The sequence below is a fragment of the Streptomyces sp. NPDC048650 genome (assembly GCF_043199095.1).
Taxonomy (GTDB): Bacteria; Actinomycetota; Actinomycetes; order Streptomycetales; family Streptomycetaceae; genus Streptomyces.
In genome coordinates, this window is record NZ_JBICVM010000012.1 from 199,870 (window position 1) to 211,730 (window position 11,861).

The 11,861-nt window shown below is 69.7% G+C and carries 12 protein-coding genes; 5 read left to right on the forward strand and 7 right to left on the reverse strand.

Annotated features, from left to right (window positions below):
* Positions 1-9: 9 nt before the first annotated feature.
* From ACGFML_RS29430 to ACGFML_RS29450, 5 genes are all read right to left on the reverse strand, one after another.
* Positions 10-993 (reverse strand): FAD binding domain-containing protein, encoded by a 984-nt coding sequence (locus ACGFML_RS29430; RefSeq protein WP_393548632.1) that lies wholly within the window; start codon positions 991-993, stop codon positions 10-12.
* A complete protein-coding gene (locus ACGFML_RS29435; RefSeq protein ID WP_393548633.1) occupies positions 990-1,559 on the reverse strand; it encodes a 2Fe-2S iron-sulfur cluster-binding protein in 570 nt (189 codons plus the stop codon). The genes ACGFML_RS29430 and ACGFML_RS29435 overlap by 4 nt, the downstream gene beginning before the upstream one ends.
* A 302-nt stretch (positions 1,560-1,861) precedes the next feature.
* Positions 1,862-2,566: a DUF2470 domain-containing protein gene (locus ACGFML_RS29440; RefSeq protein WP_393548634.1), complete on the reverse strand. Its 705-nt coding sequence runs from the start codon at positions 2,564-2,566 to the stop codon at positions 1,862-1,864.
* A 300-nt stretch (positions 2,567-2,866) separates the two neighbouring features.
* Entirely contained in the window at positions 2,867-3,598 is a 732-nt protein-coding gene (locus ACGFML_RS29445) for a class I SAM-dependent methyltransferase (protein WP_393548656.1), read from the reverse strand.
* Positions 3,599-3,850: 252 nt separating this feature from the next.
* Positions 3,851-4,813 carry an alpha/beta hydrolase family protein gene (locus ACGFML_RS29450; RefSeq protein WP_393548635.1) on the reverse strand — a complete coding sequence of 321 codons (963 nt, stop codon included), beginning with the start codon at positions 4,811-4,813 and terminating at the stop codon, positions 3,851-3,853.
* 166 nt (positions 4,814-4,979) lie between these two features.
* Here ACGFML_RS29450 and ACGFML_RS29455 point away from each other — a divergent pair, with 166 nt between their 5' ends.
* Together ACGFML_RS29455 and ACGFML_RS29460 are read left to right on the forward strand one after the other, a co-directional pair.
* Positions 4,980-5,576, forward strand: a complete 597-nt coding sequence (locus ACGFML_RS29455) for a TetR/AcrR family transcriptional regulator (RefSeq protein WP_393548636.1) — start codon at positions 4,980-4,982, stop codon at positions 5,574-5,576.
* Between the two features lie 307 nt (positions 5,577-5,883).
* A complete protein-coding gene (locus tag ACGFML_RS29460) occupies positions 5,884-7,011 on the forward strand; it encodes an NADH:flavin oxidoreductase (protein WP_393548637.1) in 1,128 nt (375 codons plus the stop codon).
* A gap of 137 nt (positions 7,012-7,148) precedes the next feature.
* On the opposite strand, the gene ACGFML_RS29465 is transcribed toward ACGFML_RS29460, so the two are convergent.
* Complete coding sequence (locus ACGFML_RS29465) at positions 7,149-7,949, reverse strand: alpha/beta fold hydrolase (protein ID WP_393548638.1); 801 nt, start codon at positions 7,947-7,949, stop codon at positions 7,149-7,151.
* Between the two features lie 318 nt (positions 7,950-8,267).
* Positions 8,268-9,203 (reverse strand): class A beta-lactamase, encoded by a 936-nt coding sequence (bla, locus tag ACGFML_RS29470; protein ID WP_393548639.1) that lies wholly within the window; start codon positions 9,201-9,203, stop codon positions 8,268-8,270.
* 56 nt (positions 9,204-9,259) lie between these two features.
* On the opposite strand from bla, the gene ACGFML_RS29475 reads away from it, so the two are divergent.
* The 3 genes from ACGFML_RS29475 (at position 9,260) to ACGFML_RS29485 (ending at position 11,770) form a co-directional block, all read left to right on the forward strand.
* Positions 9,260-10,174: a LysR family transcriptional regulator gene (locus ACGFML_RS29475; RefSeq protein ID WP_393548640.1), complete on the forward strand. Its 915-nt coding sequence runs from the start codon at positions 9,260-9,262 to the stop codon at positions 10,172-10,174.
* The gene (locus tag ACGFML_RS29480; RefSeq protein WP_393548641.1) at positions 10,171-11,073 is read left to right on the forward strand and encodes a serine hydrolase; all 903 of its coding nucleotides are present in this window, start codon (positions 10,171-10,173) and stop codon (positions 11,071-11,073) included. The genes ACGFML_RS29475 and ACGFML_RS29480 overlap by 4 nt, the downstream gene beginning before the upstream one ends.
* Positions 11,074-11,305: 232 nt before the next feature.
* Positions 11,306-11,770 carry a DUF1877 family protein gene (locus tag ACGFML_RS29485; RefSeq protein ID WP_393548642.1) on the forward strand — a complete coding sequence of 155 codons (465 nt, stop codon included), beginning with the start codon at positions 11,306-11,308 and terminating at the stop codon, positions 11,768-11,770.
* Positions 11,771-11,861 lie beyond the last annotated feature (91 nt).

Below are 11,861 nucleotides of genomic sequence, written 5' to 3' on the forward strand. Positions count from 1 at the left end.
GTCGCCTCCTCAGCTCGACCGGGCCGCTTGTGCCAGCGTGCGGCACAGCGTGCGCCGGGCCAGCTCGATCTTGAAGTCGTTGTCGCCCTGCCCCACGGCGTCGCGCAGCGCGGCCTCGGCGGCGGCGCGGTAGGTAGCCATCGTGGCGGGACGGCCGGTCAGCGCTGCCTCCGCCTCGATGGACCGCCACGGCTTGTGCGCCACACCGCCGAACGCCACCCGCGCCTCACTGACCGTTCCCTGATCGACCGAGACGACGGCCGCCACCGCGACCAGCGCGAACTCGTACGACGCCCGGTCGCGCACCTTGCGGTAGATCTGCCCGCCCGGCGGGGGAGGGGGCAGGACCACGCCGGTGATCATCTCGCCGGGGCGCAGGACGGTCTCGATGTGCGGCGTATCGCCCGGCAGCCGGTAGAAGTCCGTGAGGGCGACGCGGCGCACCGACGCGTCCGCGTCGAGCAGCTCGATCTCCGCCTCCAGCGCGGTCATCGCGACGGCCATGTCCGAGGGGTGGGTGGCGATGCAGGAGCCGCTGGCACCGAGGATCGCGTGGATGCGGTTGAACCCGCCGATCGCCGAACAACCGGATCCCGGATTCCGCTTGTTGCAGTCCGCGGCCGTGTCGTAGAAGTAGGGGCAGCGCGTGCGCTGCAGCAGATTTCCCCCGGTGGACGCCTTGTTGCGCAACTGACCCGAGGCGCCGGACACCAGCGCCTGCGACAGCACCGGATAGCGGGTGCGCACTCGGGCGTCGGCGGCCACGTCGGAGTTCGCCGCCTGGGCGCCGATGCGCAGACCGCCGTCCGGCAGCTCCTCGATGTCCCGCAACGGCAGCCGACTGATGTCGACCAGATGGCTGGGCTTCTCGATGCCGAGCTTCATCAGGTCGAGCAGATTGGTGCCACCGCTGATGAACTTCGCGCCGGTTCTGGACACCGCGGCGACGGCGTCCGGTGCGTCCGTCGCTCGCTCGTAGGTGAAGGACCTCATCGCGGGCCTCCGTCCGCGGTGCCGCGGATGGCCGCGACGATGTTCGGATAGGCGGCGCACCGACAGATGTTGCCGCTCATCCGCTCGCGGATCTCCTCATCGGTCAGGGCGACCTGCGGCGAGGCCACGTCGGCGGTGGCGTGGCTGGGCCAACCCGCCTCCACCTCGGCCAGCATGCCGACGGCCGAACAGATCTGGCCGGGAGTGCAGTAGCCACATTGGAAGCCGTCACGCTCGACGAAGGCGAGTTGCATGGGGTGCAGTCCCTCCGGATCGCCCAGGCCCTCGATCGTCACGATCTCGTCGTCCTCATGCATCACGGCGAGCGTCAGACAGGAGTTGATGCGCCGGCCGTTGACCAGCACCGTGCAGGCGCCGCACTGCCCGTGGTCGCACCCCTTCTTGGTCCCGCTCAGGCGCAGATGCTCGCGCAGCGCGTCGAGCAGCGAGGTCCGGGGATCCACCTCGAGCTGCCGGACCTGATCGTTGACGCTCAGCGTGATCGCCGAGAGGGGGCCCCGCTCGCCCTGGCTCCGCCCCGCGGCACCCGCATCCGAATCGCTCATCACAGCCCGCCTTCCTCGCTGGGTGCGGGTGTCACCTGGAGGTGCGTCGCCACTGCCGGGGACACACTCCCCCCGCGCCCCCGTCGCCACTGCCGGGCACACGTTCCCCCCTCCCAGGCTCTCGCACATACCCGACCGTCGCACCGCGAGGGCTGGGCCGCTGCCTGCTGGGCTGCGCCGCCTTCGGTGGGCCGGAGCGCGCAGACGCCCTGCCCGTCAAGGTCGAGTGGGTCGACGCGGCCCACCACGATCCTTCGGCAAGGTCGTCGCGTGGTTCTTCCAGGAGGGGAGCGTGGGGGCGATCAGGTCGGCAGGTGACCCGTGCGGGCGAGGCGGCGTGCCGTGGCCAGGAGGGCGTGGATCTGCGGGCCGGCCTGGTCGATGTCGGTCACGGGTGTCTTGAACGGCAGCCGGACATCGCGGTGGGTGCGGGGGTATTCGAGGCGCAGGGTCACGCCGTAGCGGTCCATCGCCACCGGGAGGGCGCGCAGTATGCCGTTGTCCGGGTGGGGCCGGACGAGGCGCAGCAGCAGGGGAACGATGTCGCTGTGGTCGTCGACGAGGTGGGTCAGCATGCCCGCTTCGCTGGTCGCGATCGGGTCGAGTTCGGTTGCCTCCAGGGCCTGGAGGGTGACGTAGGCGCGTCCCTGGGCGTCTTCGAGGACCGCCTGGCCGAACTCCATGCAGGTGCTCTTCGCGGACTCCGTGTCGTACGGGGCGGCCAGCAGTCCGGTCACCATGACGCGGGCACGCACCCGATCGCGTACGGGTGTGGGGGCGATGTCGGTGAGCTCCAACCGGACCGGCACGCGCGTCTCCGTTTGGGCACCGGTGCCCTCGAACGGCGCGTGCAGGTGGAAGTGGCCCATCGCCCCCGCGCCGTCGAGACGGCGTACTTCGGTGTGCAGCCCGTCGCTCACCACGGTCATCGAATGGGCGGCGGCCAGGATCGAGCGGACGCGCTCGGCGGCAGTCGGTGGGGTGGCGCGGTTGCTGAAAGGGCGCATCCGGGTTCTCCAGGCACGGTAGGGAGGCATGAAGCAGGGTTACTTAGGTATGCCTAACCTAACTTACGAAGTGGGGTTCGGGTAGTCCGCACTCGTCTGGGCAAGTCCCGGCAGTGCCCCGGTGTCGGGATCCGGCCGGATCGGCGGGCCGCGATCCGGCCCGTCGCCTCCGCACCCGCTACAGCGACGTGGACGCCGCCGGCTGCGAACCACGCCGGCCCGCCGGTGCGACCTCGACCCGTAGGTCCTACGAGGTCTCGCCAGTACCCGCATGGGACGCAAGCGCATCATCCTCGGGGGCTATCGGCGGCGGGCGATCGTGACGACCTCCCGACTCGTGGCGGTGAGGGGTCCGCGGTGCCAGTCACCGTACTGGGCCTCGATCGCGAAGCCCGCGTCGGTGAGGAACGCGTCCAGCGTCGCCACGTCTGGAAAGCGCAGGCTCGTGCGGTCGACGCGAAGCACCGTGCCGTTGGGCTCCGCCGTCGTTCCGGTGAAGGTGACCACGTCGCCGACGACGGACTCGGTCTCGTGCCAGACGCGCAGGGCACGGCCCGTCGCATCGACGATGTCGCAGGCGTTCGACGGGTTCCAGTCCTCCCAGGCACGCGCCTTCGGGTGGCGCGTCTCGAACGCGAAGCGACCGCCTTCGTGCAGCGTCGCACGGATCGCTGCGAGCGAGGCACGCAGGTCGTCGTCGGTGACGAGGCATTGGAACGCGTGGCTTGCCATCGTCGCAAGGGCGAACTCGGCGTCCCACCCGGCCTCCGCCGCGGTTCCCTCGACCCACTCGACATCGGTGCGGCGCCGGGCACGGGCAAGCGCGGCACGGTCCGGGTCGAGGCCGACGAGACGGCCGGAGTGGCCCTGTTCGCGGGCTCGGTGCAGCATGGCGCCGGTGCCACAGCCGACGTCCAGGACCGAGCCCGCGCTCATGACCAGTTCGTCGTAGAAGCGATCGCCGAGCCAGATCTCGGGATCCCACGGATTCAGCAGGTCGTACAGCGCGGCGACATCGGCATCTGAGAACACCGCGACAGTATCCACATACCGTCGAAGGCGACCAACCCGTTGATCCATGGCGGATGACAGGGCGAACGTTCTGATGCGGCACTGGGTTGTGCCGTCGGGCGATCTTGAGTGGTGGGTCGCGGTGGGGTGATACGTCGCCATCAACTGTGCGATGACGAGCGGGAGTTCGTCCGGCCGCCGCTGCCCGAGTCCTTGTGGGGCCGGAGGTGGTCGGACGACCGCACCGTGCTCAACGGGATCGTGGGGAATTCCCTATTGCTTGGATTCGACTCGTCCGAGCGGATCGGGGGCGGCCGCCAGCGCCTCACGCGCCGCCTGCCAAGCGGGATCCCCGGGGTGGAACTCGGTGCGGAGGTAGGCCCAGGTGAGCCGCTGGACCGCAGACACTCGTTCGGGGTTCTCGTCCGTGGTCTCGGCGACGTCATATCCGGAGATCCCGCCGAGCCCGTGCTCTGCGTCAAACAGGGTGAGCAGGGACTTGGGGCCCGGGGAGAGGAAGTACGGATCGGTGTGCCAGTCCGGGCCCCGAACCGTCAGGTGGGCAGAGGCGTCCTTGTCGCCGGCGACCACGAGCGCGGGCGTCGTCATCTCGGAGAAGTCCGTGGTCAGCAAGAATGGGAGATTCTCGGTCGCGGACTCGCTGAGGGCGTCGCCGCCCCTGCCGGGTGCGGCAAGCAGGACACCCGCCTTGATTCGGGGCTCGGTCAGGTGCACTTCCGTTCCGTCGTGCGGATCGGTGAGCCGGGCGCCCAGCAGCAGGCTCGCGGTGTGCCCGCCCATCGAGTGCCCGGCTACGGCGACCTTGCTTGGGTCCAGGCGCCCGAGGAGTTGCGGGACGGCGGCCTCGATCACGTCGAGTTGGTCGAGGATGCGCTTCATGTCCTCGGCCCGTGATCGCCAGTACAGAGGTGCTCCGGGGGTATCGGGATCCAGGCTCAGTGTCCTGGAGCTCAGATGGGTGGGCTGGATCACGACGAAGCCGTGCGCCGCCCAGAAGTTGGCGAGAGGCGCGTAGCCGTTCAGCGAGGAGAGGTTGTTCGAGTAGCCCTGGCCGTGCGAGAGGAGGATGACCGGCAGGTCGCCCCCGGTGACAGGTGCGGAGACGCGCACCTCCAGGTCGACGGCGCGGCCGGGAGCCGACAGCGCTACCGGACCGACCGAGAGGACGGGAGTGGGCGGGCTGACGGTGTCGGCTGTGCAGGTCGATTCACTCATGATGCGTATTCACCTTCCGTGGCCTCTGCCGCCGGTCTCGTTCGGCCGGCGGCGGGTGAGGCGGTCAGGAGCGTCCGGCTTCGGCTACGCTGAAAGTGGAACGTTGTTCCGTTTAATATACGGAGCAGTGTTCCGTTTAGTCAACGGCCGTCGGAAGGAGAGCGTGGTGCCCACTGCAGGCCAGTCCGGGGAGGTGCCGGCCCGAAGCAAGCGGGCCGACGCGCTGCGCAACCAGCAGACGCTGCTCGCCGCCGCCGCTTCGGTGTTCGTCACCTCCGGTGTCGATGCGCCGATCCGTGAGATCGCGGCCAGAGCCGGGGTCGGGATGGGGACGATCTACCGCCACTTCCCGAATCGGGCGGATCTCGTCGTGGCTGTCTACCGCCACCAGGTCGAGGCCTGCGCGGAGGCCGGTCCGACCCTGCTGGTCAGCGCCGACTCCCCGCTCGCAGCGCTCCGTCAGTGGGTCGACCTCTTCGTCGACTTCCTGGTCACGAAGCACGGACTCGCCAACGCGCTGCAATCGGACAGCAGCGGCTTCGACGCTCTGCATGCCTACTTCCTCGACCGCTTGGTGCCCGTCTGCGCGCAGTTGCTCGACGCCGCAGTCGACGCCGGTGACATCAGGCCCGGTATGCACGCCTACGAACTGATGCGGGGCATCGGCAACCTCTGCATCGGACGTGACGGCGACCCCCGCTACGACCCCCGCCGACTGGTCGAGCTGCTCCTCCAAGGACTACAGCGACCGCAGTCCTCCTGATGTCGACGGTCGGCCCATAGGCGGAGGGCTGGGCCAGGGACTGTTCGGGGGCCGTTGTTCGCCAGGCTGCCTGGGCGGATGCGCGGCATGGCCGAGGACGCGTACGCCTACCGCGCGCCCGAGTGCGCGCGTACGCGAGCACCTGCGCAAGCTGCGGGGGTTCGACCGCTCCCGGCTCTGCGTGCGTGTCCGGGATCACAGGGCGTCCGGCCGGACGGGCGGAATGCCGCAACCGGCGGGGACGGTTGACGCCCACACGCATTCAATGCGTGTGCACATACCGCCTGGTACCTCCGAGGAGCACCCCGTGACCGTCACTACGTCCGCCGCGTCCCGCGCGGCCGAGATCCTTTCCCGGCCCGTCGCGCTGAACGGCCTGACCGTCCCGAACCGCATCGCTATGGCGCCGATGACGCGCATGTTCTCCCCGGGGGGCGTCCCCGGTGAGGACGTGCGGTCGTACTACGCGCGCCGTGCCGCCGCGGGGGTGGGCCTGATCGTCACCGAGGGGACCTACGTGGGCCACGACTCGGCCGGGCAGAGCGACCGGGTGCCGCGGTTCCACGGTGCGGAGCAGCTGGCTGGCTGGGCGAAGGTCGCCGACGCCGTGCACGCGGCGGGCGGCACGATCGTGCCGCAGCTGTGGCACATCGGCATGGTGCGCAAGCAGGGTGAGCCGCCCTTTGCCGACGCTCCTGCCGTCGGCCCCTCCGGCATCCGCGTCGACGGCACCGAGAACGCCGGCAAGGCGATGACCCAGCGCGACCTGGACGACGTCATCGGCGCCTTCGCCGAGGCCGCCGCGGCCGCCGAGCGCATCGGCTTCGACGGCGTCGAACTGCACGGCGCCCACGGCTACCTCGTCGACCAGTTCCTGTGGGCGGGGACGAACCGCCGCACCGATGCCTACGGCGGCGACCCCGTGGCCCGTACGACGTTCGCGGCCGAGATCGTGGCCGCGGTCCGCGCGGCCGTCTCGCCCGGCTTCCCGGTGATCTTCCGCTATTCGCAGTGGAAGCAGGAGGCGTACGACGCGAGGCTCGCCGAGACCCCGGAGGAGCTGGACGCGATACTGACCCCGCTCGCCGCGGCCGGTGTCGACGCCTTCCACGCCTCCACCCGCCGCTACTGGCTCCCGGAGTTCGAGGGCTCGGACCTGAACCTGGCGGGCTGGACCAAGAAGCTCACCGGCAGGCCCACCATCACCGTCGGCTCGGTCGGCCTCGACGGCGACTTCATCCGCGGCTTCATGGGCGAGGGCGCCCCGGTCCAGGGCATCGACAACCTCCTCGACCGCCTGGAGCGCGACGAGTTCGACATGGTCGCCGTCGGCCGCGCCCTGCTCCAGGACCCGGAGTGGGCGGCGAAGGTCCTGGGCGACCGGTTCGAGGAGCTGAAGCCGTACGACGCGGCGGCGCTGAAGACGCTGAACTGAGCTCCGTCCGGCGGAACTTGGGACTGCCTTCTGGTCCGGTCGTCGGGCTGGCGTGTGTCTGGGTGATCTGACGCATTACGGGGTGGGTGCGGCCGGAGCCGCACCCACCCCGTGTCCGGGCCAGGCGACCTCGGGCGCTATCGCGCCTCCCGCTTCAGCACCTCAGTCAGATCGGCGAAGGCCGTGCGGACCGCTCGGGGGTTCTCGATCCAGGGGAAGTGGCCGGCGTCGTCGATCGTGCGACGCAGAACGTCGGGCCGACCGAAGGCGGCGTCCTCCTGCCACAGCCCCTGGTCGACCACCTGGTCCCGGGCACCGCTGATGATCAGAGTCGGAAGTGCCTGTGGCTTCCACCGGGCCCGGTAGACATCGTCGAAGTGGGCGTCCGCCCAGGCCACCGCGTCGTGACAGTAGGGGAGTCCCGCCAGCAGGACGCGCCCCTCGGCCAGACCCTCCGGGGTGAAGTTCCATGGCGCGGCAGCGAGTGTCAGGGCGCGCAGGGTCGCGTCGTCCGGGTGCTCGGCGTAGTCCTCGAAGGCTCCGTCGGCTTCTGGAAGCGGGTTCTCCTGGGCCCACCGGGCGAAGGTGGGCCGCCAGCCCGCATGCGGGGCACTGCTGACCAGAACCAGGCCGGCAAGGTGCTGCTCGAGTTCGGGGACGGAAAGGAGGAACATGCCGCCGGTGGAGTGGCCGACCATGACCACGTCGTCCAAGCCCTCCACGGCCTCGGCAAGAACGTCCGGCCACAGGTCGTAGGGTGCGTCGGGAACCAAGGGCACGGCACGATTGGAGCCGTCTCCCGGCAGGTCGACCAGCCACACCGTGCCCGGGACCCCGGCCGTCCGGGCCAGTTCGAGAACGGACTCGGACCCCAGGCCCGGGCCTCCCGGCAAGAACAGCCAGTTCCAGCGCCCGGCGCCCGCCGAGATCTGACGCAACCTGACCCCCGAGCGCGTCCAACGATCCTGACCCCGCACTCTCACGGTTGTCACCCCTTCTCTTCGCTCATCGGGCATACCGGCGCACCGATGGCTCTCAACTTCTCAGACGCACCGCCAACAACCCCAACCCGGTGGGCCTCACCCCTCGACTTCGGGGAGCCGATCGTCCAACCCTCCCCGCGGGTGCGGGGGAGCAGGGGTACCCGGCCGAAACCGAAGGTCTACGACAGGCGTCTGCCTCCGCCGTACGAGCCCGGGCAGCGCACTCTCCGCCCTGGGAGAAGGCAGGGCAGGGGGTTCGACCGTGGCGGGCGCTCAGCGGAGGGTGGCGAGGCCCGTCTTCGTGGCGTCCTTGATCAGAGCATCGTCGGAGGCCGCGTCCTTGGAGCCGCGATCGGAAAGGACGGCGACGACGATCGGCGAACCGCTGGTCGGCCAGACGATCGCGATGTCGTTGCGCGTGCCGTATCCACCGTTGCCCGTCTTGTCGCCGACCTTCCATCCGGAGGGGACTCCTGCCCTGATGTACGGGGCCCCGGTCGTGTTCCCCCGCAGCCAGCTCGTGAGCAGTCGCCGTCGGCCTTCGGGCAGCACGTCTCCGAGGACGAACCGGCGCAGATCGGTGCCGAGCGCGCGCGGAGTGCTGGTGTCCCGGGTGTCTCCGGGCTTCGCTTCGTTCAGCGTCGGTTCGGTCCGGTCGACCTGAGTCGTCTTGTCGCCCATGCCACGGAGCGCCTCTTGCAGCCCGGCGGGCCCGCCGAGCCGGTCCAGGAGCAGGTTGGCGGCCGTGTTGTCGCTGTACTGGAGCGCGGCCTTGATGAGATCGCGCAGTGTCATTCCCCTGCCCACGTGCCGCTTGGTGATCGGTGCATAGTCTTCGAGGTCCGATGCGCGGTAGCTGATCACACGGTTGAGCTCGGCGTCCGTGCTGCGCTGGAGCAGGATCCCGGCAGCGAGGGCCTTGAACGTCGAGGCGTGCGCGAACCGCTCGCCCGCTCGGTACGTCACCGTGCGGCCCGTTCCGGTGTCAAGCATGTACATGCCGAGTCGGGAGTGGAATCGGCGCTCGATCTGAGCGAGGGCCTTGGTGGCACGGTCCCGCGCCGTGGCCGAGTCGGTCGGTGTCGAGGCGGTCGACGATGCCGTCCGGGTCGGACCGGTGTCGCCGCTCCCGGCGCATCCGCTCAGCAGCCCCGACGCGAGCACGAGAGTGGCTGCGGGTATGGCCGCCCTGCACTTGGAAGAGATCATGTCCGACAGCTTTCCGGCAGCGGTTCATGCGGTCAAAGACGCAAACGTGGCTTCACATGCTGTTTTGGCATACGGTGCTGGTCGTGGACCTGGTGGCGGCGTGTCGAGTGTTCGTGCAAGTGGGCGAGCGGGGCAGCTTCACGCTCGGCGCCGAGGCTGTCCGAGTGCCGCAGTCCGTGGCGAGTCGACGGGTTGCCGCGCTTGAGGAGCACTTCGGGGAGCGGCTGTTCGACCGCTCGGCGCGGCGGGCGGCGCTCACCGCGTTCGGACGGGACATGCTGCCGTCTGCGAAGCGGCTCGTGCAGTTGGCGGAGGCGTTGGAGTACCACGCCGAGCAGGCGAAGCTTCGGCCGCTCGGCCTCGCGGTGCCCGAGACATGCTCGGTCCGGCGCTTGGCGATGCTCGACGCGGCCGCCCGCGACGAGGACACCGTCCTGGACTTCCGTTCCGCCGGCCCGGCGGAACGTGCGGAACTCCTCCGGTCCCGCGAAGTGCGGGCCGCCCTCCTGGCGGTGCCACCGGCAGGCGCCGACTGGACGGTACCGCTCGGCGTCGCCTCCCCGACGGACAGCGGCACGGGGCCGCTCCACCTCGAAGTCCTGCGGCCCGGCAGGGCGCAACGATCGTTCCGGCGCATCTGGATCCAGCCGGAAGACGATGTTCCGCACATCCGGGACCGCTTGGAGCAGACCGGTCATCGTGTCGCGCTGGTGCCGGCACAGATCGCGGTCGCCACCTCGCTGACCGCCGCCGTGGCCGCGACCTTGCGCGCAGAGGACCTGCTCCTGTGTTCGGCGGCGCAGGCGGACGATCTGGGGCTGTGGTGGCGTCGGCTGGCGGGCACCCCCGTTGCTCGCGGCTACAGCGTGTCAGCGGTGACCGGGGACGACGCGGAGCGGGTACAGGTCGGCCTCGGGAAGCAGGTGGCCCGCGCTTTGGGAGCGCCCGTGGATGCCGAGGAGCCTGCATGAACGCCGAGCGAGTGACACAGGAACTCCGCGGCGTTCTCGCCGGAGCGGGCCTGTCGGGTTCCTTCCTGGTTCGCGACCTGTCAACCGGCGAGGAGATCGGCATCGACCCCGATATCGAGTTCCCGGTCGCGTCGCTGGTGAAGGTGCCGCTCGCCGTCGCCGTGCTGAACCGCATCCACGACGGGCGCCTCGACGGGTCCGCGATGATCGACGTCGAGCCGGGGCGCATCGCGTCCCCGGGGCCAGTGGGGCTCAGCAGATTCCGTCACCCCGCGCGCATCGCGATCGAGGACCTGCTCTACCTCAGTACGGCGCTCAGTGACAACGCCGCCGCGGACGCACTGTTCGACCTCGTCCCGCCCACCGAGGTCAACCAGACCCTGCGCGATGCCGGAATCAGCGGCATCGCAGTTCGACACCGCATGCGTGACCTCGTCGAGACCCCGGCCGAGCAGTTCGACCCGGGCGACGTGTACCTCGTGCACTCACTCGCGATCGGTTCACGTACGGCGGGACGGGGTCACCCCATCCCACAGCTCGATGTGAGCAGGGCGAACTCGGGCTCCGCGCGAGCTTTCGTCGACCTCCTGGAAGCCCTGTGGATTCCGGAACGCCTTCCGCCCGGCGTTGCCGCACAGGTGCGCTCGTTCATGGGCCACAACGTGATCCGGCACCGTCTGGCGCCCGACTTCAGCTCGGACGCCTCGAAGTGGTCATCGAAGACCGGCACCCTGCTGAACCTCCGGCACGAAGCAGGCGTGGTCGAGCACGATGACGGCGGTACCTTCGCCATCGCCGCGCTGACCGAATCCAAGGTCCCGGCGGCAAGCCAACCGGCCGCCGAAGCACTCATGGCCCAGGTCGCGCGGAGACTGCACGACCATCTACGCGCCCAGTGAGGACATTCCACGGGACTCCGGAGTCCGGACTCCGAACCCCAGGGCCTTCGCCCCCCGGATGCCGCGCTGTCCCGCACAGCGCGTCACCCAACTCCTCGGGGGACGGCCCTCATCGCCATCGCCATCGCCGTTCGCCGCGGGGCGCAGTCGTGTGTCAGAGCCGTGTGGAACACTCGCTGTCGCTGTGGGAGCAAAGGGCCGATCAAGCAGTGAACCGGGGGAATTGCTGTTCATGGGCGTGAGCATTGGCTTCATCGGTGCGACGACGGAGGAGCTGCACAGGGCGGAGAGGGATCCGAGTTGGGCCGGTGACTACATCTACGAGCTGTACGCCGGCGTTGACTTCCCGAGGTCGGATCGTCCCTATGGTGGCCCGGACAAGGCGTGGGCCGACCTCCAGTTCCTGCTCGACGCGGCGGACATGGAGCTCGAGTTCCTGATGGACGGGTCCCAGATCCTGGAGGACGGCACCCTGTTCGGGTGGTCTCCGGAGCAGATCGTGAATGTGGCACGGCAGTTGCGGGCGACCCCGTGGGAGCGGTTGGCGGTCCACTACGCTCCGGAGCGGATGGCGAAGGAACGGGGACACCCACCCGGCAAGTTGGATTGGCTCGAGGGTCACTACGAGGAACTTGTCGCATTCTTCGTCGAGGCAGCCGCGGGCGGATACGGGGCGTTCATGAGCTTCAGCTTCTAGGTGTATTGACCCGGAGGGTTGTTCACGCGGGTGATGGGTGGTTGGCCGTTGAGTGCGGTGTGGCAGCGGTGGTGGTTGTAGGTGTGGAGGA

Bases quoted from the DNA above. Each gene is read 5' to 3' on its own strand.
- ACGFML_RS29430 (WP_393548632.1), bottom strand. From the start codon at position 993: ATGAGGTCCTTCACCTACGAGCGAGCGACGGACGCACCGGACGCCGTC.
- ACGFML_RS29435 (WP_393548633.1), bottom strand. From the start codon at position 1,559: ATGAGCGATTCGGATGCGGGTGCCGCGGGGCGGAGCCAGGGCGAGCGG.
- ACGFML_RS29440 (WP_393548634.1), bottom strand. From the start codon at position 2,566: ATGCGCCCTTTCAGCAACCGCGCCACCCCACCGACTGCCGCCGAGCGC.
- ACGFML_RS29450 (WP_393548635.1), bottom strand. From the start codon at position 4,813: ATGAGTGAATCGACCTGCACAGCCGACACCGTCAGCCCGCCCACTCCC.
- bla (WP_393548639.1), bottom strand. From the start codon at position 9,203: ATGATCTCTTCCAAGTGCAGGGCGGCCATACCCGCAGCCACTCTCGTG.
- ACGFML_RS29475 (WP_393548640.1), top strand. From the start codon at position 9,260: ATGCTGTTTTGGCATACGGTGCTGGTCGTGGACCTGGTGGCGGCGTGT.
- ACGFML_RS29480 (WP_393548641.1), top strand. From the start codon at position 10,171: ATGAACGCCGAGCGAGTGACACAGGAACTCCGCGGCGTTCTCGCCGGA.
- ACGFML_RS29485 (WP_393548642.1), top strand. From the start codon at position 11,306: ATGGGCGTGAGCATTGGCTTCATCGGTGCGACGACGGAGGAGCTGCAC.